18 protein-coding genes and 2 tRNA genes are annotated in these 19,590 nt (G+C 67.5%); 10 read left to right on the top strand and 10 right to left on the bottom strand.

Annotated features, from left to right (window positions below; all coding sequences use genetic code 11):
* Nucleotides 1–7 precede the first annotated feature (7 nt).
* Nucleotides 8–979, top strand: a complete 972-nt coding sequence (locus tag ASD87_RS08580; protein ID WP_056319929.1) for a tripartite tricarboxylate transporter substrate binding protein — start codon at nt 8–10, stop codon at nt 977–979.
* A gap of 23 nt (nt 980–1,002) precedes the next feature.
* Here the strand turns inward: ASD87_RS08580 and ASD87_RS08575 are convergent, their stop codons facing one another.
* A complete protein-coding gene (locus tag ASD87_RS08575; RefSeq protein WP_056319927.1) occupies nt 1,003–1,908 on the bottom strand; it encodes a DMT family transporter in 906 nt (301 codons plus the stop codon).
* Nucleotides 1,909–1,961: 53 nt separating this feature from the next.
* Nucleotides 1,962–2,606 carry a LysE family translocator gene (locus ASD87_RS08570; protein ID WP_082586237.1) on the bottom strand — a complete coding sequence of 215 codons (645 nt, stop codon included), beginning with the start codon at nt 2,604–2,606 and terminating at the stop codon, nt 1,962–1,964.
* 207 nt (nt 2,607–2,813) lie between these two features.
* Here ASD87_RS08570 and ASD87_RS08565 point away from each other — a divergent pair, with 207 nt between their 5' ends.
* Nucleotides 2,814–3,284, top strand: coding sequence for an Lrp/AsnC family transcriptional regulator (locus ASD87_RS08565; protein WP_056319925.1), 471 nt, complete (start codon nt 2,814–2,816; stop codon nt 3,282–3,284).
* A 33-nt stretch (nt 3,285–3,317) separates the two neighbouring features.
* On the opposite strand, the gene ASD87_RS08560 is transcribed toward ASD87_RS08565, so the two are convergent.
* The 3 genes from ASD87_RS08560 to ASD87_RS08550 all read right to left on the bottom strand — a co-directional run bounded on the left by ASD87_RS08560 (nt 3,318) and on the right by ASD87_RS08550 (nt 6,326).
* A complete protein-coding gene (locus tag ASD87_RS08560) occupies nt 3,318–5,777 on the bottom strand; it encodes a mechanosensitive ion channel domain-containing protein (protein ID WP_056319923.1) in 2,460 nt (819 codons plus the stop codon).
* A gap of 266 nt (nt 5,778–6,043) precedes the next feature.
* A tRNA-Phe gene (locus tag ASD87_RS08555) sits at nt 6,044–6,119 on the bottom strand.
* A gap of 131 nt (nt 6,120–6,250) precedes the next feature.
* A tRNA-Phe gene (locus tag ASD87_RS08550) sits at nt 6,251–6,326 on the bottom strand.
* Between the two features lie 325 nt (nt 6,327–6,651).
* On the opposite strand from ASD87_RS08550, the gene hemA reads away from it, so the two are divergent.
* From hemA to ASD87_RS08525, 5 genes are all read left to right on the top strand, one after another.
* On the top strand, nt 6,652–7,926 hold the full coding sequence (hemA, locus tag ASD87_RS08545; RefSeq protein WP_056319920.1) for a glutamyl-tRNA reductase: 1,275 nt from the start codon (nt 6,652–6,654) through the stop codon (nt 7,924–7,926).
* An 85-nt stretch (nt 7,927–8,011) separates the two neighbouring features.
* Nucleotides 8,012–9,094 carry a peptide chain release factor 1 gene (prfA, locus tag ASD87_RS08540; RefSeq protein WP_056319917.1) on the top strand — a complete coding sequence of 361 codons (1,083 nt, stop codon included), beginning with the start codon at nt 8,012–8,014 and terminating at the stop codon, nt 9,092–9,094.
* Nucleotides 9,095–9,104: 10 nt separating this feature from the next.
* On the top strand, nt 9,105–9,938 hold the full coding sequence (gene prmC, locus ASD87_RS08535; protein WP_056319915.1) for a peptide chain release factor N(5)-glutamine methyltransferase: 834 nt from the start codon (nt 9,105–9,107) through the stop codon (nt 9,936–9,938).
* Between the two features lie 193 nt (nt 9,939–10,131).
* Complete coding sequence (grxD, locus tag ASD87_RS08530) at nt 10,132–10,458, top strand: Grx4 family monothiol glutaredoxin (protein WP_056319914.1); 327 nt, start codon at nt 10,132–10,134, stop codon at nt 10,456–10,458.
* A gap of 6 nt (nt 10,459–10,464) precedes the next feature.
* Complete coding sequence (locus tag ASD87_RS08525; protein ID WP_056319911.1) at nt 10,465–11,025, top strand: UbiX family flavin prenyltransferase; 561 nt, start codon at nt 10,465–10,467, stop codon at nt 11,023–11,025.
* Between the two features lie 121 nt (nt 11,026–11,146).
* On the opposite strand, the gene ASD87_RS08520 is transcribed toward ASD87_RS08525, so the two are convergent.
* Complete coding sequence (locus tag ASD87_RS08520) at nt 11,147–12,220, bottom strand: tetratricopeptide repeat protein (RefSeq protein ID WP_056319909.1); 1,074 nt, start codon at nt 12,218–12,220, stop codon at nt 11,147–11,149.
* Nucleotides 12,221–12,392: 172 nt separating this feature from the next.
* Here ASD87_RS08520 and ASD87_RS08515 point away from each other — a divergent pair, with 172 nt between their 5' ends.
* Nucleotides 12,393–13,187, top strand: a complete 795-nt coding sequence (locus ASD87_RS08515; RefSeq protein ID WP_056319907.1) for a MetQ/NlpA family ABC transporter substrate-binding protein — start codon at nt 12,393–12,395, stop codon at nt 13,185–13,187.
* Nucleotides 13,188–13,202: 15 nt separating this feature from the next.
* On the opposite strand, the gene ASD87_RS08510 is transcribed toward ASD87_RS08515, so the two are convergent.
* Nucleotides 13,203–14,165: a LysR family transcriptional regulator gene (locus ASD87_RS08510; RefSeq protein WP_056319904.1), complete on the bottom strand. Its 963-nt coding sequence runs from the start codon at nt 14,163–14,165 to the stop codon at nt 13,203–13,205.
* A 101-nt stretch (nt 14,166–14,266) separates the two neighbouring features.
* Here ASD87_RS08510 and ASD87_RS08505 point away from each other — a divergent pair, with 101 nt between their 5' ends.
* Together ASD87_RS08505 and ASD87_RS08500 are read left to right on the top strand one after the other, a co-directional pair.
* The gene (locus tag ASD87_RS08505) at nt 14,267–15,364 is read left to right on the top strand and encodes a mandelate racemase/muconate lactonizing enzyme family protein (RefSeq protein WP_056320008.1); all 1,098 of its coding nucleotides are present in this window, start codon (nt 14,267–14,269) and stop codon (nt 15,362–15,364) included.
* Nucleotides 15,365–15,464: 100 nt separating this feature from the next.
* Nucleotides 15,465–16,457 (top strand): tripartite tricarboxylate transporter substrate binding protein, encoded by a 993-nt coding sequence (locus ASD87_RS08500; protein ID WP_056319902.1) that lies wholly within the window; start codon nt 15,465–15,467, stop codon nt 16,455–16,457.
* Between the two features lie 22 nt (nt 16,458–16,479).
* Here ASD87_RS08500 and ASD87_RS08495 read toward each other — a convergent pair whose 3' ends face one another.
* The 3 genes from ASD87_RS08495 to ASD87_RS08485 are packed head-to-tail and all read right to left on the bottom strand — an operon-like array spanning nt 16,480 to nt 19,579.
* Nucleotides 16,480–17,292: an SDR family NAD(P)-dependent oxidoreductase gene (locus tag ASD87_RS08495; protein WP_056319899.1), complete on the bottom strand. Its 813-nt coding sequence runs from the start codon at nt 17,290–17,292 to the stop codon at nt 16,480–16,482.
* Nucleotides 17,289–18,077 carry a citryl-CoA lyase gene (locus ASD87_RS08490; protein ID WP_056319896.1) on the bottom strand — a complete coding sequence of 263 codons (789 nt, stop codon included), beginning with the start codon at nt 18,075–18,077 and terminating at the stop codon, nt 17,289–17,291. Before ASD87_RS08490 ends, ASD87_RS08495 begins: the two co-directional genes overlap by 4 nt.
* Entirely contained in the window at nt 18,074–19,579 is a 1,506-nt protein-coding gene (locus ASD87_RS08485; RefSeq protein ID WP_056319891.1) for a class I adenylate-forming enzyme family protein, read from the bottom strand. The genes ASD87_RS08490 and ASD87_RS08485 overlap by 4 nt, the downstream gene beginning before the upstream one ends.
* Nucleotides 19,580–19,590: the final 11 nt, after the last annotated feature.

The raw sequence follows: 19,590 nt of genomic DNA, 5'->3' as shown, positions 1-19,590 counted from the left end.
GAGCTTCATGTTTCAGGGCGTGCTGCGCATGCTGTTGTCGGCCGCGCTGGCGGCGGCCATTCCGGCCGCGTCGGTGGCGGGCGGATATCCCGATCGCCCCATTCGCTGGCTGGTGCCGTTCAGTGCTGGCGGCGGCAGCGATCTGGCCACGCGCATCGTGGCCCGTCATGTCGGCCAGACGCTGGGTCAGCCGGTGGTGGTCGAGAACCGGCCGGGCGCGGCCACCATCGTCGCCGCGCAGGAGGCCGCGCGCGCGCAGCCGGATGGCTACACGGTGCTGACCGCCGGCATGAGCACGCTGGCGCTCAACCCATGGCTCTACAGCGATTTGCCCTACGATCCCCAGGCCGATTTCACGCCGGTGTCCACGCTGGTGGCGCTGCCCATCGTCCTGGTGACCGCTCCGGATTCCGGGCTGCGCACGCTGGACGACGTCAAGACGTATCTGAAGCGCACGGAACCGGGCAGTTACGCCTCGCTGGGCGTGGGCAGTCCGCACCATCTGGCGATGGAATTGTTCATGGAAACGATCGGGGGACGCGCCACGGCCGTGCCTTACAAGGGGACGCCGCCGGCGCTTCAGGACGTTGCTGCTGGCGTGGTGCCGCTGATGATGGCGGACCTGGCCGCCGCGCGGCCGCTGATCCAGGCGGGCAGGCTGCATGCCATCGCGGTGCCGTCCGCCGCCAGATCCGGGCAACTGGCCAAGGTGCCGACCTTTGCCGAGGCGGGCGGTCCGGCTTTCGAGGCGGCGGCCTGGCAGGGCGTGGTGGCCCCGGCCGGCACGCCGGCGCCGGTAGTGGAGACGCTTAGCCGCGCAATCCGGCAAGCCCTGGCCTCGCCGGACGTGGTCAAGCAGCTTACCTTGCAGGGCATGGAACCGGCCGGCAGCACGCCGCAGGCGTTCGAGGCTTACGCGCGCCAGGAGCACGCGCGCTGGGGTGCGGTCATCCGGAGCAAGGGACTGTCGGGCCAGTGAGCGGGCGGGCGCCGCCGGAACGTTCAGTCGGGCACCGGGATCGGCGCCTTGCGGCTACGCTGCGCCGTGGCCGCGCAGCCGGCGGACGCGACGATGATGCCGAAAATTGCCAGCCATTGCGTCTGGGACAGGTGCTCGTTAAGCACCACCACCCCGGCCAGCGCGCCCATCGCCGGCTCCATGCTGAGCAGCACGCCGAAGGTCTTTTGCGGCAGCCGCCGCAGCGCCACCATTTCCAGCGAGTAAGGCAGGGCGCTGGACAGGATGCCGACGGCCACGCCGGCCAGGATAAACTTGGGATCCAATAGCGCCATGCCCGCGTGCGCCGCGCCGACCGGCAGGGCCACCATCGTGGCCGCCAGAAGGCCCAGCGACGTGGCCTGTCCGCCATGCACGTTTCCGGCCATCTTGCCGAAGATGATGTAAAGCGCCCAGCACACGGCAGCGCCCAGTGCGTACGCAATGCCTTGCGGATCGAGGTCGTGCACGGACTGCCCGGTGGGGATCAGCAGGATCAGGCCGGCCAGCGCGCAGGCGATCCAGACGAAGTCGATGGCGCGCCGCGACAGCACCACGGCCAGCGTCAGCGGCCCGGTGAATTCGATGGCAATGGCAATGCCCAGCGGCAGGGTCTTGAGCGCCATGTAGAACAGCAGGTTCATGCACGCCAGCGTCACGCCATACAGGGCGATCTTCGCGGCGTTGCGGCGCGTAAGCGGAAAGCGCCACGGCCGCCAGAAGGCCAGCAGGATGATGGCGCCGATGACGATGCGATATGCGGTGGTGCCTTGCGCACCCACTTCGGGAAACAGCGATTTGGCGAACGACGTGCCCACGCACAAGGAGGCCATGGCGCCGATCAGCGACAGGGTGGGCAGCAGGGTGGACGTGGCGCTGGGGTGTCCGTTGTTCAAGGTGGCGGCGGTCATGGAAGGCTGAGGGTGTGCAATGGCGTCGTCGGTTCAGGCGGGCGAATGAGCGGTCAGGGCTGTGGAGGCATCGCCGTGGAAATCAGCACGTAGATCGCCAGCCCGAACATGATTGCGCCCAGCAGCCCCTGCTGCATGCGCAGGAACCAGGGGTTGCGCCCGACCCAGCCGCGGATGCGCGACGCGCCGTACGCAAAGCAACTGCCGTACGGCAGGCTGAGCGCCTTCATCGTGACGCCCAGCACCAGCATCTGGATCCAGACCGGTCCGTTGTCCGGCGAGGTGAACTGCGGCAGGAAGGCGATCATGAAAAGCAGCACTTTCGGGTTCAGCAGATTGGTGATGAAGCCCTGCCAGAAGGCGTCGCGCGCGTCGCGGGGCTGGGCCGCCAGCGACACCTCGGCGGCGTTCGCGCACCGGATCATGGCCTTGATGCCCAGGTAGCCCAGGTACAGGCCGCCCGCCGCCTTGATACCGACGAACAGCGTGGGAAAGGTCCGCAGCACCGACGCCAACCCCAGCACCACGGCGGGCACCTGGACGAACCCGGCCGCCACGTTGCCCAGCACGCTATGGAAAGCGGGGCGGAATCCCTGCGTCATGCCTCGCGACAGCGTAAGCGCCATGTCGGGGCCGGGCGTAAGCTTCAAGGCCGCATCGGCGGCCAGGAACAGCAGGAACAACTGGAGTGAGGGCATTGCGGGTGCAGCGTGAAAAATCCCGCATGTGCGGGCGGAGGGCTCCCAGTGTAAGCAAGCGGCCTGAATAATTCCTGCGTCCGGCGGACCCGAAATGAAGTTTCCCGTCGAAATCGCGAAGGATTGCATCGCCGCCCCGATTAGAATCCTCGAATAGCCTCTCCCCGCGCCATCCTGGGCGCCATTTCCCCGCGTTCCGAGCACCTCATGGAACTAGACGATTTCGATCTGCAGATCCTGCAAAGCCTGCAGGAAGACAACCAGCGCACCAGCCAGGACGTCGCGCAACGCGTGAACCTGTCGCCGGTATCGTGCCTACGCCGCATGAAGCGGCTGCGCGAAGCCAAGGTGGTGACGGCGGATGTGTCCGTCGTCGACCCCGCCGCCGTGGGCCGCGGCATCACGATGGTCGTGCTGGTGTCATTGGAAAGCGAACGCGCCGACAAACTCGACCAGTTCAAGCGCGCCATGCAGAACGCGCCCGAAATCATGCAATGCCTGTCGGTGACCGGCGAGGTCGATTTCGTGCTGACGCTCACCATGCGCGACATGGCCGAATACGAGGTGTTCGCGCAGCGTTACTTCTGGGGCAATCCGAACGTGAAGCGGTTCTCGACGCTGGTGGTGATGAGCCGGGTGAAGAACGGGCTGACGGTGCCGGTGATGGCCGGCGGTTGAACCGGCGCCGAGACTGGCGCTCAAGGTACAGCTTCAGCCCGCAGACGGGGCGTCCGGTCCGGATTGCCTGGCCGCGAAGATCGCACGGCCAGCCTCTTCCGAAACACTGCGCAAGTGCAAGTCCCGCTGCGGAAAGGGGATCTGGATGCCCGCGTCCCGTAGCGTGTCGTACATCCGCGCCAGCATGTCGCTGCGGATCTCGATCCACCGGTCGAAGTCGTAGGTCCACGCGCGCAAGCTGAAATCCAGCGTGCTGGCGCCAAAGCCCATGAAGAGCACCATCGGCGCAGGCTCCGTGACGACGCCGGGCGTCTGCCGCGCGACGTCGTCCAGCAGCGCGAGCACCTGCCGCGGGTCGGTGCCGTAGGCCAGCCCGATGCTGATCTCGATCCTGCGGCTGCGGTCCAGCATCGTCCAGTTGGTCAGCTTGTCGGACAGCAGCGTGCCGTTCGGGACGATCACGTCGGCGCCGTCGAACGTCTTGATGCGGGTGGCGCGCATGCCGATATCCCGCACCTGGCCCGACGTGCCGCCGATCTCCACGACATCGCCGGGCTGGATCGGCCGCTCGAACATCAGGATCAGGCCCGACACGAAGTTGTTCACCACGCCCTGCAGACCAAAGCCGATGCCCACGCCCAAGGCGCCGAACACGATGGTGAGCTGGCTGGTCTGGAAACCCGCGGCCGACAGCGCGATGCCCAATCCCAGCAGCAGCACCAGGTAGTACGACAGCGAGGCGATGCTGTTGCCGACGCCGCGCGGCAGCGACATGCGGGTCAGAACCTCGTCGTGCAGGATAAGACGCACCGCGCGCGCGGCCCAGAAGGCAATCACGACCGAGATCGCGAAAACCAGGATGTTGCCCAGGCTGATCGAGACCTCGCCGACTTCCAGCGTGTAGGACAGCACCTGCGTCACGAAGGCGTAGGTGGCGCGCAGGACGCGGAAGCGGTCCATGGTGTAGACCGCCCAGCCCACGACTGCGGCGGCGCTGACAAGCCGGATCAGCAGCAGCACCAGCGGCGGCGCGTGTTCGCGCGCAAGCCGGAAGCGCGAGATGCCCTGGCGGGCCAGCAGAAGCTGCAGCAGCGTGATGATGACGGTCACGCCCGCGTACAGCACCAGCCCGAAGTAGCCGCTGCCGATGATGCCGCTGGTCAGCATCTCGGACAGCGACACATTGCCGATGAGGTTCGCGCCAAGCGACACGCACAGCAGCCCCGCCGCGCACCAGGCGACGGCGCGCAAGGCGCGCACCAGCCGCTCGGAGCCAGGCGGATAGGTCTGGCGCCGTCCGCGCGCCAGCAGCCACAGAATGGCCGTCAGGGCTGCGACGGCCGCAGCTACGGTCGACAGCCGATAGAAGAGGGTGTTGGCCAGGAACAGGAAGCCCAGCCGCTCGGCAAGGAAGAGCACGGTGATGACGCGCGGCCAATGGTCCAGATGCCGGCGGCTGGCGGGCGGAAGCAGGCGCAGCACCGGCACCGCCGCCAGCACCAGGGCGATCTGCTGCACCATCAACGGCGCGTCCGGCTCCAGGGCCAGCACGCCCATCATCGACAGCAGGACCCACGTGGAGATCGGCCGCCCGAGCACACCGGCGGCGGTTTCGCTCATGACGCCGGTGCGGATGGCGTTGCGGCTCTTTCTGGCCAGCCAGATCAGCAGCGGCAACAGCAGTAGTTGCAGCGTGTGCAGCGCGCGCTGATTGCTGGCGCCGGCGGCGCCATAGTCGCGCGCGAAGCGGACCTCGATGTCCAGACCTTGGCGCAGAAGGGTCATGGTGTCCTGGTCGGATCTTCCGGACCAGTCCAACGCCCAGAGCGGCGGCGAATCCACCCGCAATAGCCGTGCGTCGACGTAGCTGATCGCCTCCATCACCTGGCGCTGGCCTGCCTTGATCTGTTCCTCGATCGCATTGGCCCGCTGTTCCAGTTCGACCTGGCGCGACAGCGGCACGGACAGTGCCTGGCTGGCCGCCAGCAACTGCGCGATCACCACGTCGACGCGGTCGGCCAATGCCGCCGGCAGCCCCGCCGCGCCCGGCGCGTCCTTGATCGCCTGCCAGGCCGTGCGCCGGCGCAGCAGCTCGGCCGCGTCACTGGCGTACCAGGCCGTCGCCTGCCGCATGTCGGCCCGCCAGCGCGCCAGCCGCCGCACGTCGAAAAGCCAGTGCCGCTCCAGGCTTTCAAGCCGCATGATGGGAAAGTTGCGCAGTTGGGCCGGCTGGAATTCGTAGAGCTTTTCGTCGGCGGATTTGGCGATGGCATCGAGCGGCGGCATCAGCGCGGTCAGCGGATCCGCCGTCGCCGCGCGCTGCAACACGCCCTCGGCGTACCGCAAATCCGTGTCCGCCCGCAGCGGAATCTCGGCCATCTGGATCGCGGCGGGCGGCGCGGCAGGCGGCGGCGTTTCCGCCGCAAGCGCCACGCGCGCCCATCCCAGGACCAGGCCAGACAGCCAGAAGAGGATTCGTGCGCGGGCGCGCATGGTGCGACTCCGTGGTGGGGGACGGACGTGCGGTTACTTGGGATCGACTGCGAAACGGCGGCATGTCACGATATCGCGAAATGCGGCGGGCCAGAAGGGCAATGTGGGTGTTGCCATTCGCAATTCGCGAATGGCGAATGGCGCATTTAATGCGAGCGCTGCCGGCGTGGGGTAGGTATCGCAAGCATGTCTGGCAATTGGCGCGCCGAAAAGCAAAAACCCCGCCGCAGTAAAAATACCGGGCGGGGCTAAGTGCAGGAATCTTTTGGTGGCCTGGGGCGGAATCGAACCACCGACACAAGGATTTTCAATCCTCTGCTCTACCGACTGAGCTACCAGGCCAACGAAGCCCGCCACTATACACAAAATGTCGGGACAGGTGGAGGCGCACACGCCGCCGCCACCAAAAAACTCAACGAAAAACCCAGCGCAAGGGCTGGGTTTTTCCTGGGAACCGAAGTCCCGAATGCTTTTGGTGGCCTGGGGCGGAATCGAACCACCGACACAAGGATTTTCAATCCTCTGCTCTACCGACTGAGCTACCAGGCCAACGAAGTCCGCAACTATACACAATTTTTCAGGCTTGTGCCAGCCGGGTCGGCGTTGTGCCACTTTTTTCCGAACCGCACGGATTTCCCGGATCGCCCGTCGCCGCCGACTGTTGGCTTCACGGCACGAAAAGGCGTCATCTGACGGCAATCGGGGGCGGAAGTGGCCTGGGGATAACCCGCAGGAGTATAATCGTCAGCGGTTTTGTTGTTACAGCCGGATGCTTTCCCGCCTTTGACGCGAGACAAGCGGGCTGCGACACATTGTTCTTATAGTGGCAGTTCTTAACGCTTAGCCGCGGGTGGCTTTCAGCCATCCCTCACACATGTCGGTAGCTGTCCTTGCCTTCGGTCTGAATCACACGTCCGCGCCGGTATCGGTCCGCGAGCGCGTGTCCATGCCCGTCGATCTGGTCAAGCCCGCCCTCGAAGGCTTGCGTTCGGCGTTCGGCGGCTCGGTCCGCGAAGCCGCCATCCTGTCCACCTGTAATCGCACCGAGATCTACTGCGCGGCCGACGGCCACGTGGCGGATCAGTTGCCCGCCTGGCTGGCTGAACACAACCGCCTGGACGCCGGCACGCTGCGCCCGCACCTGTATCGCCATCATCAAGACGACGCCGTGCGTCACGCCTTCCGCGTGGCGAGCGGCCTGGATTCCATGGTGCTGGGCGAAACCCAGATCGTGGGCCAGATGAAGGACGCGGTGCGTGCCGCCGGCGAAGCCGGTTCCCTGGGCACCTTGCTGCATCAGATGTTCCAGCGCACCTTCTCGGTCGCCAAGGAAGTCCGTTCGCAGACCGCCATCGGCGCCGAGTCCGTGTCCATGGCCGCCGCCGCGGTGCGCCTGGCCGAGCGTGTGTTCGGCAATCTGGACCAGGCCCGCACGCTGTTCATCGGCGCGGGCGAAATGATCGAATTGTGCGCCACGCACTTTGCCGCGCAGCGTCCGCGCAGCATGGTGGTCGCCAACCGCACGGCCGAACGCGCCGAACTGCTGGCCAACCGCTTCTCGGCCAGCACGATGAAGCTGTCCGACCTGACCGAGCGGCTGTCCGAATTCGACGTCGTCGTTTCCTGTACGGCAAGCTCCCTGCCCATCCTCGGTCTGGGGATGGTGGAACGGGCCACGCGCCTGCGCCGTCACCGCCCGATGGTCATGATCGATCTGGCCGTGCCGCGCGACATCGAACCCGAAGTCGGGCGCCTGGACGACGTGTACCTGTATTCCGTCGACGATCTGGGCCGGCTGGTGCAGACCGGCACCGACGCCCGCCGCGCCGCGGTGGTGCAAGCCGAAGCCATCATCGAAACCCGCGTCCAGGGCTTCATGCACTGGATGCAATCCCGCGAAGTGGTGCCCGTCATCCGCGACCTGCACCAGGCCGCCGAAGACGTCCGCGCCGCCGAACTGGAACGCGCCCGCCGCCTGCTCGCGCGGGGCGAATCGCCCGAAGCCGTGCTCGAACAACTGGCGCACGGCCTGACGCAAAAGTACCTGCACGGCCCGCTCGCGGCGCTGAACCGCAGCGAAGGCGACGACCGCAAGCAACTGCTTGCCTGGATGCCGCGCCTCTTCCCCGGCCGCGACTCCCGCCGTTAGCGGCTCTGCCCCACGCCCCGCCTCATGGCGGGCGTTCGCTTTGTGGGCGCCCGCTTTTTCTGTCTTCTCCTTGGGTCTTCCCCTCATGAAATCTTCCATGCGCAGCCGGCTGGAGCATTTGTGCCATCGCCTGATCGAGGTCGATGCCTTGCTCGCCGAACCGGAAACCGCGTCCGACATGGACCGCTTTCGCAAGCTTTCCCGCGAGCGCGCCGAACTGGAGCCGGTGGTCGAAGCCTTCACCGCGTTCGCCCGCACCGAGGAAGACATCGCGACGGCGCAGGAGATGCTGTCCGAGCCCGACATGAAGGCGATGGCCGAAGAAGAGATCAAGACCGGGCGCGGAAAGCTGGAAACGCTGGAAGCGGCGCTGCAGCTGCTGCTCCTGCCGCGTGACCCCAACGACGGGCGCAGCGTGTTCCTGGAAATCCGCGCGGGCACGGGGGGCGACGAGAGCGCGCTGTTCTCGGGCGACCTCTTGCGCATGTACACGCGCTACGCGGAACAGCGCGGCTGGCGCGTGGAACTGATGTCCGAAAGCCCGTCCGAACTGGGCGGCTACAAGGAAGTGATCGCGCGCATCGACGGCGACGGCGCGTATGGGCGTCTGAAGTTCGAGTCGGGGGCGCACCGCGTGCAGCGCGTGCCGGCGACCGAGGCGCAGGGCCGCATCCACACGTCGGCCTGCACGGTCGCCATCATGGCCGAAGCCGACGCCATGTCCGAGATCGTCATTAATCCCAGCGACTTGCGCATCGACACCTTCCGCGCCAGCGGCGCGGGCGGCCAGCACATCAACAAAACCGATTCCGCGGTGCGCATCACCCACTTGCCGACCGGGCTGGTGGTCGAATGCCAGGACGACCGTTCGCAGCACCGCAACAAGGACAAGGCCATGCAGGTGCTGGCCGCGCGCCTGAAGGACAAGGAAGAGCGCGAGCGCCAGAGCAAGGAAGCTGCCGAGCGCAAGAGCCTCATCGGCACGGGCGACCGCTCCGAGCGCATCCGCACCTACAACTATCCGCAGGGCCGCGTGACCGATCACCGCATCAACCTGACGCTGTACAAGCTGCAGCAGATCATGGAAGGCGACCTCGAGGAACTGACCGGCGCGCTGATCGCCGAGCACCAGGCCGAGCAGCTTGCCGCGCTGGGCGACGACATCTGAGGCCGACGCGATGACCGCGCCCCAGATCAAGAGCCTGCTGCTGGACACGCGCCTGCCGCGCCTGGAAGTGCGCATGCTGCTGGAGCACGTGCTGGACAAGCCGCGCGCCTGGCTGCTGGCGCACGACACCGATGCGCTGGCGCCTGAGGTGGCGGCGGCGTACGAGGCCCTGGCGCTGCGCCGGCTGGCAGGCGAACCCATGGCCTACCTGCTGGGCCATCGCGAGTTCATGGGGCACCGGTTCCGGGTGACGCCCGACGTGCTGATTCCGCGGCCCGACACGGAAGTGCTGGTCGAAACCGCGCTGGAATGCATTGCTGGCGTCACCGGACCGATGGTGCTGGACCTGGGCACGGGCAGCGGCGCGATCGCGGTGTCGATCGCGCTGGCGCGGCGCGACGCGCGCGTGATGGCGTCGGACGTCAGCGCGGCCGCGCTGGCCGTGGCTGCCGCGAACGCGTGGGAGTTGACCGCTGCCGTACGCTTTGTCGAAGGCAGCTGGTACGAGGCCGTGCCCGCCGGCGAGGGCTTTGACCTGATCGTCTCCAATCCGCCCTACGTGGCCAGCGACGATCCGCATCTGGACCAGGGCGACCTGCGCTTTGAGCCGCGCGGCGCGCTGACCGATGGCGCGGGCGGGCTGGAGGATCTGGCGCGCATTGTCGAAGGCGCCGGCGCCCACCTGAAGCCCGGCGGCTCGCTCTGGATGGAACACGGCTGGGATCAGGCGGAGCAGGTACGCGGCATGCTGCGCCAGGCCGGGTTTGCAGACGTGCACAGCCGGCAGGATCTGGCGGGGATCGAGCGGATCTCGGGCGGGCGGTTGCTGGTCGCAGGTGTCTGACACCCTGGATATGCCCGTTCAGGTTGCCGCGCCGTCACCCGGGTGTCTGACACCTTCCCGCGCAGCTCGCCCGGCCCGACACGTGTTGTTGCGTTTGCCCTGGATATACCGGCCCCGCGGCGGGGTAATCGGGCGGTTTTCCCGGGTGTACCTATAATTGAGCAATTCCGTTTTGCCAGTCCAAGAGACCACCATGAGCGACGTTCAAGAATTCATCCGTGAAACCGTTACCCAGCACCCCGTCGTGCTGTTCATGAAGGGCACCGCCCAGTTCCCGCAATGCGGGTTCTCCGGCAAGGCCATTCAGATCCTGAAAGGCTGTGGCGTGAAGAAGCTCGTCACGGTCAATGTGCTGGAGGACGACGAAGTCCGCCAGGGCATCAAGGAATTTTCCAGCTGGCCCACCATTCCGCAGCTCTACGTGTCCGGCGAGTTCATCGGCGGCTCGGACATCATGAATGAGATGAACGAGTCCGGCGAACTGAAGACGCTGCTGGAGCAATCCGGCGCCACGGCCTGACGCATCATGCGGCGGCTCGTCGTCGGCATCACGGGCGCCACCGGCGCGCTCTACGCGGTGCGCATGCTGCAGGCGCTGCGCAACGTCGAAGACGTCGAGACGCACCTGGTGGTGTCCGCCTCTGGGGTGCTGAACATCAAGCATGAGCTCGATGTCAGCCGCCACGACGTCTATGCGCTGGCCGATCATGTGCACAGCGTGCGCGATGTGGGCGCCACGCTGGCCAGCGGCGCGTTCCAGACCGCGGGCATGGTGATCGTGCCGTGCTCCATGCGCACGCTGGCGGCCGTGGCCCATGGCCTGTCCGACAACCTGATCACCCGCGCCGCGGACGTCACACTGAAAGAGCGCCGCCGCCTTGTGATGATGGTGCGCGAGACGCCGTTCAATCTGGCTCACCTGCGCAACATGACGGCGGTGACTGAAATGGGTGGCATCGTGTTTCCGCCGCTGCCGGCGTTCTATCACCGTCCCGCGTCCATCGAAGAGATGGTGGATCACACCGTGGCGCGCGTGCTGGAACTGTTCGACATCGTCGTGCCCGGGCCGCATTGGGAAGGCACGTAGGCGCTAGCCTCCCGTCCTGACCAAGCGGGCAAGCCACCTAGGCGCTAGCCACCCCATTGGCAAAGGAACGCGGGCGCAAAAGCCGCCCGCGCCCGTCCCATCCCGGCAAGCCCCGCCGGCGCTACTCCACCAGGCCCAGCCCGTTCAACGCGGCCAGGTTTTCCGGCCATTTGCGCGCGCGCGCGTTCTGCAGTTCGATGCGCGCCCAGGCCATCCATCCGGCCCATTCGATGCGCTTGTCCCAAGCAGTGCCCCAGGCCTGCAGCGCGGCCAGGCCGGCGGCGGCATGCTGTTCCGCGGCCTCGAAATCTCCTGACGTCAACGCCAGTTGCGCCAGCAGCAGGCGCGGTTCGCCGACCCACGGGTTGTGCTCCACCGCGGCTTCCAGCATGTGGCGGGCGCTGTCCATTTCGGTCAGGGGATGCATGCGCGTGATGACCTGCCAGTACAGCGCGCTGGCCGCCGCTTCGTCGCGCGGGCTGAGCGTGGCGCGGCAATTGTCGAAGGCGGGCGGCAGCGGAATGCCGGTGTCCTGCGGCATGCGTGACAGCGGCGCCAGCAGATGCGACAGCATCGACAGGATGTTCGACGGCGGCTTGAGCGGGCCGGGCCACAGCGACGAGGCCCAGTTGGTCTTCAAGTCGCGGCGCTGCTGCTGCGGATAGCAGGCAAAGATCTCGTCCTGCCAGCTATGCCATTGCTCGCCCATGTCGGCGGCGGACACCACCGTGAATGCGGCGACCTGGCGGGGCGTGAACGTGAACACCTGCCCGTCGGCGCCTTCCAGCGTCAGGCCTTCCGGTCCCGTGCCCTGTCCCTGCAGGATGGCCTGCACGAATCGCGTGCGCGGCATGGCGCAAAAGAGGCTGACCCATTCTTCGGCTTCGGCACCCAGCACATCGCGCAGCGTGTTGCGCTCGCGTTCACGGTCAAAGAGCGTGAGGTCCACGTATTCGTTGCCGTACACGCTGTGAAACAGGCCCAGCAGGCGAACCTCTCGCGGCTGGTTCCACAGCGCCAGCGTGCGGTAGACGCCCAGCAGGTGATGCTTGAACGTGCCGGCCTTGTGCCAGTCTTCGCCGGCGCTGCGCGCAAACAGCAGGTCGAGCAGGGCGGGCAGGTCGGCGTCGACGGCGGCGTAATGGTCAGCCAGCAGCGCGCGCGCATGCGGATGGAGTTCGGTAGTCGTGGACATGGAGGCGGGTGGGTTGATGAAAGCAGGCTCTATTGTGTCCGCATGCGCCGGCGCTGTCATCGCGGTGTTTATATCGAAATCCACATATCAATATGAATATTCATCGCTTCCGGTTTTGAGGCGGCGTCTCTAGAATCCGGGGTCTCATTACGACTACCTCTAGAGATCTCCCATGCGCCTTCGTCATTCCCTGGCCGTACTTGCCACCCTTATCGGTTTTGCCGGCACCTCGGCGATGGCGCAGGACGCCGAGTTGAAGGTGGGCGTCACCGTCGGCCCGCACGCGCAGATCGGCGAAGTCGTGCAGCAGGTGGCCGCCAAGGAAGGCCTGAAGGTCAAGCTGATCGAATTCAGCGACTTCATCCAGCCCAATGCCGCGCTGGACGCCAAGGAGCTGGACGTGAACATCTACCAGCACAAACCTTTCCTGGAATCGCAGAACAAGGCGCGCGGCTACAAGCTGGTGCCGGTGGCGACGGCCGTCGTGCAGCAGATGGGCATCTATTCCAAACGCGTGAAGTCGCTGGACGATCTGCCGCAGGGCGGCAAGGTGGCCATTCCGAACGATCCGACCAACGGCGCCCGCGCGCTGCTGGTGCTGCAGGCCGCCAAGCTGATCAAGCTGAAGGACGGCGTGACGGTGACGGCGTCGATCTTCGACATCGCCGAGAACCCCAAGAACCTGAAGTTCGTCGAGATCGAGGCCGCGCAGCTGCCGCACTCGCTCAAGGACGTGGATGCCGCCGCCGTGAATTCCGCCTACGCCATCCCCGCCGGCCTGTCGCCCGCCAAGGACGCGCTGGTGCTGGAGAGCAAGGACGCGCCGTTTGCGGCCGTTGTGATCGCCGCGCGCGAGGACAACAAGAACGATCCGCGCATCGCGCGCTTCATCAAGGCCTACCAATCCGACGAAGTGAAGGCTTTCGTGGCCAAGCAGTTCCCCGGCGCCTATACGACCTCCTGGTAAGCCGTCCCGCCACGTTCAAGCGGCCGGGCGCGCGCGCGTCCGGCCTCGCGCCGTCTGGCGTTCGTCAGCCGCGGCCTCCCCGCGCGACAGCCACATGCGCGCCTCGTTCGCCAAGCCCTCCTGCAGCACCTGCGCCGGCGCGCTCATCGCGCGGTCGCGCGACCACACCACCGCCAGCACCGGGTCTTCCAGCGCCATGAGGCGCCGCGCGGCCAGGCCCTGCCGTTCGGCGTAATGCGCGCCCAGGCTTTCCACGATGGCCACACCCAGGCCTTGCGCGGCCAGCGCGCACGCCGCCGATGATTGCGCCGCCTCGATGATGGGGCGATAGGGCAGGCCGCGTGCCTCCAGCGCCTGACGCGTGGCGCGCCCGGCGGGCAGGGCCGGCGCCAGCACGATCGGGCCGGCTTCGGCCACCTCGTCGAGCGTCAGCGTGGCCTTTCTGGCCCAGGGATGGTCCTTCGGCATGACCGCATGCAGCCCCAGGGGCGCCAGCCGCAGGCTGGACACACGGTCGATGTCCGGCGGCGAACCGATGATGATGCCCAGGTCGATGCGATGGTCCACCGCCATCTCGATGATTTCCAAGGCGGTGCCGGCGCGCACGGTCACGGCCACGGACGGATGGGCGCGGCGCACGCCGGCCAGGGCCGGCGGCAGCAGACTGGACGCCGCAATGGCGACGGCAGCGACATCCAGCCGTGCCAGCGCGCCCTGGCGGATGTCGACGGCCAGCCGGTCCACGGCCTCGATGCCGGCCAACGCATTGAGGACTTCCGGGATCAGCGCGCGGCCCTGGCTGGTCAGGTGCAGCCGCCGGTTCTCGCGGCTGAAGAGCGCAAAGCCCAGCCGCGTTTCCATGTCGCGCAAGAGCGCGCTGGCGGCGGGCTGCGTCATGTTGACCGATGCCGCCGCGGCGGTGACGGTGTCGTGCCGGTACATGGCGCGCAGCAGCAGGAGTTCTCGCCGGTTGAACATATGAAATTCATATGGAACTAGTCAATTCATCTATTTGACCATATGAACCAGCGGCCGCCAGAATAGCCCATCGCATTTTGCATCCCGACCTGCGCGCCGCCATGCCCGCCAACACCATCGTTTCCGTCACCTGCATTCCCTTGCGCCTGCCGTTTCATCACTGGAGCCCGTCGCCGCTGTTCGCCGGCCGGCCGCGCGACAAGCTCGACAGCGCGCTGGTGCGCGTGCAGACGGAAGACGGCACGGTGGCGTGGGGCGAGTCGTACTGCGTGGAGCCGCGCGCCTTGCCCGCCATCTTCGAATCGCTGATCGCCCCGCTGGCCTGCGGGCGGGACGCGGACGACGACACCTTGCTGCCGGGCATGCAGCGCACGCTGCACAACCTGGGGCGGTCCGGCCCCGTCGTGCAAGCGCTGGCCGGTCTGGACATCGCGCTGTGGGACCTGCGCGCCAAGCGCGCGGGCGTGCCGTTGTACGAACTGCTGGGCGGCAAGCGCCGCGAACGGGTGCGCGTGTACGCGTCGCTGCTTCAGTACTACGGCAACGCCGAACGCCTGGACGCCGTGACCACGCGCGCGCTGGACGAAGGCTATATCGAGATCAAGCTGCACGAGCGCACGGCCGATGCGCTGGCTGCCGTGCGCCGCAGCACGGGGCCGGGCGTGCCGATCATGGTGGACACGAACTGCGCCTGGCTGCCCGGCGAAGCCGAAGCCGCCATCGAGGCGATGCGGCCGCACGATCCGTTCTGGATCGAGGAACCTTTGTGGCCGCCGGAAGACGACCGCGCGCTGGCCCGCTTGAAGGATGCCTGCGGCATTCCGCTGGCGGTGGGCGAGAACGCCTCCAGCGCGACCGACCTGGAGCGTGTGGTGGACACGGAAGCAGCGCAGTACGTGCAGCCCAGCGTGATCAAGCTGGGTCTGACCGCCGCGTGGCGCATCGCGCAAAAGTGCGCGGACACGCGCGTCGTGTGCGCGCCGCAGGTGGCGTTCTTCGGTCCCGGATACCTTGCCAGCCTGCACCTGATCGCCGCGCAACAGGCCGAGGTATCGCTGGAACGCCTGTACGTCGAACTGGCGCACGTGCCCTACGGGCGCAGCGTGCCCATCAAGGACGGCTGGGTCGACGTGCCGGACGCCCCTGGCTTGGGCGCGGACCCCGAGGCGGAACTTGCCGAAGGCCGCTACAGCAGCTGAAGCACACGCATCCGCGCCCACGCATCAGATACGAAAGACGCACCGAAATACGAACCGGCCCTCAAGAGGCCGCACCGCACATGAACCTGGAGACAACCCCATGCATCCCTCACGCAGAGCGTTCCTGATCAATGGCGCGGCCCTGGCCGCTGGCGCCGCCGTGCTGCCGTGGTCTTTCGCGGCGCGCGCCGCGCAGTATCCGGACAAGGCGGTCCGCCTGACCATCCCGTATCCGCCGGGCGCGGCCACGGACACGCTGGGCCGCATGGCGGGCCAGGTGTTTGCCGAGGCGCTGGGCCAGCCCTTCGTCGTGGAGAACCGGGGCGGGGGCGGCACCACGATCGGCACGCGCGCCCTTGCGGTGTCGGCGCCCGATGGCTACACCATCGGCATGGTCGACTCCACGTTCACGATCAATCCCGCGCTGCTGGGCGAGCGTCAACCGTACGACGCCATCAAGGACTTCGCGCCGATCTCGCTGATGGCGACGGCGCCTTTCGTCATGGTGGTGCACCCCTCGGTCAAGGCGACGGACATCGCGTCCTTTGTGGCGCTGGCCAAGGCGCAGCCGGGCACGTTGTCGTTCGGGTCGGCGGGCGTGGGCAGCGGTCCGCATCTGGCCGGCGAGCAACTGCGCCAGCAGGCGGGCGTGGACGTGCTGCACGTGCCGTACCGCGGCGGCGGCACTGTGATCACCGACCTCTTGGGCGGCCAGGTGCAGTTCGGGTTTGCCACCGTGCCCACGATGCTTGAACACATCAAGGGCGGAAAGCTGCGGGCGCTGGCGGTCACCAGCCCGCAGCGCGTCAGCCAGCTGCCCGACGTGCCCACCTTTGCGGAAGCGGGTCTGCCGGGCGTGGACATCTCGCCGTTGTTCGGCCTGGTTGCGCCGGCCGGTGTGCCCGCGCCGATCATCGAGCGCCTGTCGCAGACGCTGGCCGAATCCGTGCAACGCGGCGCGTTGCGGGACAAGCTGACGGGGATGGGCTTTCAGCCCGTCGGCAGCACGCCGGCGCAATTCGCGCAGCGCATCCAGGAGGACGTGGCCAAGTGGACGGGCGTGATCCAGCGCGGCAATATCAAGGCCGAGTAGGCGCGTTAGGCGTACTTGCCCTTCAGGCGTACTTGCCCGTCAGGCCGCCATCGACCAGCAGTTCGGTGCCGGTGATGTAAGACGCATCGTCGGAAGCCAGAAAGGCCACCGCATTGGCGACCTCCCAGGGTGTGCCCATGCGGCCCATCGGCACCTGCCTGTCGCGCGCCGCGCGGGCGGCGTCCAGGTCGTTGGCATCGAACATCCTGGCGACGTTGCTGGCCACGCGCGGGGTGTCGATCAGCCCGGGAATCACCGTGTTCACGCGGATGCGGTCGGCGGCATATTGCTGCGCGGCCATGCGCGCGAAGTGGATGACGGCGGCCTTGCTGACGCTGTAGGCCAGATGCGGATAGCCGGTGTACCGGATGCCCGCGATCGACGACACCGCGACGATGGCCCCGCCGCCTTGCGCGCGCATCAGCGGGACCACCAGCCGTGTCGCGATCAGCAGGCTGGTCACATTCACCTGCTGGATGCGGTCCCAGTCTTGCAGCGAGATGTCTTCGGGGCCGCCCACCTTGCCGATGCCCGCGTTGGCCTGCAGGACGTCGATGCGGCCGAAGCGGCCCAGCGCCGCATCCACCGCGGCCTGCATCGCAGCGGGGTCGGCCACGTCGGCCTGCACCGGCAGCGCGCTGCCGCCGGCCGATTCGACTTCGTGCGCCGCTTCTTCGGCGGCCGCCAGATTGGCGTCGAGCGCAACGACGGCCGCGCCCTGGCGCGCCAGCGTCACGCAACTGGCCTTGCCGATGCTCCAGCCGGGCGCCGACGTGCCCGCGCCCGCCACCAGCGCGACCTTGCCGGCCAGGCGCCCGCCGGATGCCGCCGTCATGATTGACCGCCGTCTTGCTGATGGGATTTGCCCTTGCCCACGTACGGAATGGCGTGGTCGATGGTTTCCCAGATAAAGCGCCCGGAAGGGCTTTGCTGCTCTTCGGCAACGTGCGACACCAGGCCCGCCGCGCGCGAGATGACGGCAAAGCCGCGCATCAGGTCGGTGGGCACGCCGATTTCGCTGAGCAGCGCGGCCACGGCGCCCGTCGCATTGATGGTGATGTGCTTGCCGTACGTCTCGTCGATGGCACTGGCCAGCCAGCGCAGGGCCTGCACGGACTCGCCGCTCAGCTCGTTTTCCGCCTCGGCCAGCGCCAGCAGCTTGATAGCGCGCGGATCGTCCGGCTTGTGCAGGTGATGCCCGAAGCCGGGCAGCGGGCTGCGCGAGGCGCGGTGCTCGCGCGCAATCGCCAGCGCCTCGGCGGGGCCGTCGGCGGCCTGCCGGATGCGGTCCAGCAGGCGCGAGCAGTTCTCCATGGTGCCGACGAACTGGCTGCCCACGGCCATCAGGCCGGACGCCACAGCGCCCTGCAGGTTCTCGGGGGCGCTCATGTAGATCAAGCGCGTGGCGATCGCGCTGGGCGTCATGCCGTGTTCCATCAGCGTGACCAGCACGGCGTCCACGATGCGCATGTCCACCGGGCGCGCATCGCGTCCCAGGATCTGCATGATCATCACCTCGGTGAAGGACTTCTTGCCGATCAGGTCTTCGACCAGGTCGACGTCGCGGTACGACATGCCGGTCAGGTGATGGGCGCACAGGCGGGTTTCGGGCGTGTTCATGGCGTCTCCTTCATTGCGGCGTCGCGCACCGCGTTCTTCAGCACCTTGCCCACGCTCGAGCGCGGCAGGCTGTCGTGGAAATGGATCTGCTTGGGCGTGGCCACCGGGCCCAGCAGCGTGCGCACGTGCGCCTTCAGTTCATCGTCGCTCGCTTGCGCGCCGGGTTGAAGCTGAACGGCCGCGTGCACCGCTTCGCCCCATTTGTCGTCGGGCACGCCGAATACCGAGCACTCGTAGACGGCCGGATGCGCGGACAGCGCGTTCTCGACGTCCACCGGGTAGATGTTGAAACCGCCGGTGATGATGACGTCGCGCAGCCGGTCCTTCAGGAACAGATAGCCGCGCGCATCGATGAGGCCGGTGTCGCCGGTGTGCAGCCAGCCGTCGACCACGGTCTCGGCCGTTTTTTCGGGCAGCCGCCAGTAGCCGGTCATGACCAGGTCGCCCTGGACCACCACTTCGCCGATCTCGCCGCGCGGCAAGAGCGTGCCGTCGGGCGCCATGATCGCCACGTCCGACAGCGGCGTGACCCGGCCGACCGACGCGCGGTTCTCAGGCGCTTCGAGGTCGGCGGGACGCAGCACGGTAACGATCTGCGGCGCCTCAGTCTGGCCGTAGGTCGTGCCCAGCACCGGACCGAAGAACGCGCGCGCACGTTCGATTTTTTCGACAGGCATGGGCGCGCCGCCGTAGATCAGGTTGCGCAGGCGCGGGAAGTCCGCGCGCGACACGCCTGGCTGCGCCATCAGCATGTAGATGAGCGTGGGCGGCATGAAGCTCAGCGTGCCGCCCCGCTCGCGAAACGCCGCCGTGATGGTGGCGGGCGACACGGTGTCCAGCAGCAGATGCGCGCCGCCTTGCGCCAGCACCGGCAAGAGATACGTGCCCGTGCCGTGCGTGATGGGCGCGGACACCACATAGCGGTCATCGGCGGTGAGGCCCCAGTTGAGGATCTGGTTGACGATGCCGGCGTTCCACGCGTGATACGGCTGCATCACGCCCTTGGGCAGCCCGGTGGTGCCGCCCGTGAACTTGATGGCCTGGGTGGCATCGCGGGGCAGCGCGTGGCGCAGCGGCGCGCGGCCCGCGAAACCGGCCAACAGGCCATCCAGCGTCAGGTCTGCCGCCGCGTCTTCCAGCTCGACGCGTCGCGACGGGCCCGCGGGCACGAGCGGCCCGCCCACGCCGTCCACGATCACGATGGTCGGCTCGGTGGCATCCAGGATGCGGCCGATCTCGCGCGCGGTGCTGCGGTAGTTGAGCGGCACCCACACCTTGCCGCTGGCCAGCACCGCCAGCAGCGCCAGGATGTGGCGCGCCGAGTTGCCGGCGCAGATGGCCACGCGCGTCTGCGGCGCCGGGTCCAGGTCCTGCAGGGCTGCCGCCAGCGCGCGGGTGTCGGCCGCCAGCCGCGCGTAGGTGACCTGCCCGTCGGGACCGTCGAGCGCCACGCGGTCCGGGTGCATCTCGGCCGCGCGAAAGAAAAAATCAATCGGGTACACCTTGGCTCCTT

This window comes from Achromobacter sp. Root170, from assembly GCF_001428165.1.
Classification (GTDB): domain Bacteria; phylum Pseudomonadota; class Gammaproteobacteria; order Burkholderiales; family Burkholderiaceae_B; genus Achromobacter; species Achromobacter mucicolens.
This window is presented reverse-complemented; position numbering and strand designations above follow the sequence as displayed.

What these genes read in the sequence shown, in the direction of transcription:
- ASD87_RS08505 (WP_056320008.1), top strand. Translation starts at nt 14,267, where the DNA reads ATGCCCGCCAACACCATCGTTTCCGTCACCTGCATTCCCTTGCGCCTG.
- ASD87_RS08490 (WP_056319896.1), bottom strand. Translation starts at nt 18,077, where the DNA reads ATGAACACGCCCGAAACCCGCCTGTGCGCCCATCACCTGACCGGCATG.
- ASD87_RS08495 (WP_056319899.1), bottom strand. Translation starts at nt 17,292, where the DNA reads ATGACGGCGGCATCCGGCGGGCGCCTGGCCGGCAAGGTCGCGCTGGTG.
- prfA (WP_056319917.1), top strand. Translation starts at nt 8,012, where the DNA reads ATGAAATCTTCCATGCGCAGCCGGCTGGAGCATTTGTGCCATCGCCTG.
- ASD87_RS08560 (WP_056319923.1), bottom strand. Translation starts at nt 5,777, where the DNA reads ATGCGCGCCCGCGCACGAATCCTCTTCTGGCTGTCTGGCCTGGTCCTG.
- ASD87_RS08520 (WP_056319909.1), bottom strand. Translation starts at nt 12,220, where the DNA reads ATGTCCACGACTACCGAACTCCATCCGCATGCGCGCGCGCTGCTGGCT.
- ASD87_RS08565 (WP_056319925.1), top strand. Translation starts at nt 2,814, where the DNA reads ATGGAACTAGACGATTTCGATCTGCAGATCCTGCAAAGCCTGCAGGAA.
- ASD87_RS08570 (WP_082586237.1), bottom strand. Translation starts at nt 2,606, where the DNA reads ATGCCCTCACTCCAGTTGTTCCTGCTGTTCCTGGCCGCCGATGCGGCC.
- hemA (WP_056319920.1), top strand. Translation starts at nt 6,652, where the DNA reads ATGTCGGTAGCTGTCCTTGCCTTCGGTCTGAATCACACGTCCGCGCCG.
- ASD87_RS08575 (WP_056319927.1), bottom strand. Translation starts at nt 1,908, where the DNA reads ATGACCGCCGCCACCTTGAACAACGGACACCCCAGCGCCACGTCCACC.
- ASD87_RS08510 (WP_056319904.1), bottom strand. Translation starts at nt 14,165, where the DNA reads ATGTTCAACCGGCGAGAACTCCTGCTGCTGCGCGCCATGTACCGGCAC.
- ASD87_RS08500 (WP_056319902.1), top strand. Translation starts at nt 15,465, where the DNA reads ATGCATCCCTCACGCAGAGCGTTCCTGATCAATGGCGCGGCCCTGGCC.
- grxD (WP_056319914.1), top strand. Translation starts at nt 10,132, where the DNA reads ATGAGCGACGTTCAAGAATTCATCCGTGAAACCGTTACCCAGCACCCC.
- ASD87_RS08580 (WP_056319929.1), top strand. Translation starts at nt 8, where the DNA reads ATGTTTCAGGGCGTGCTGCGCATGCTGTTGTCGGCCGCGCTGGCGGCG.
- prmC (WP_056319915.1), top strand. Translation starts at nt 9,105, where the DNA reads ATGACCGCGCCCCAGATCAAGAGCCTGCTGCTGGACACGCGCCTGCCG.
- ASD87_RS08525 (WP_056319911.1), top strand. Translation starts at nt 10,465, where the DNA reads ATGCGGCGGCTCGTCGTCGGCATCACGGGCGCCACCGGCGCGCTCTAC.
- ASD87_RS08515 (WP_056319907.1), top strand. Translation starts at nt 12,393, where the DNA reads ATGCGCCTTCGTCATTCCCTGGCCGTACTTGCCACCCTTATCGGTTTT.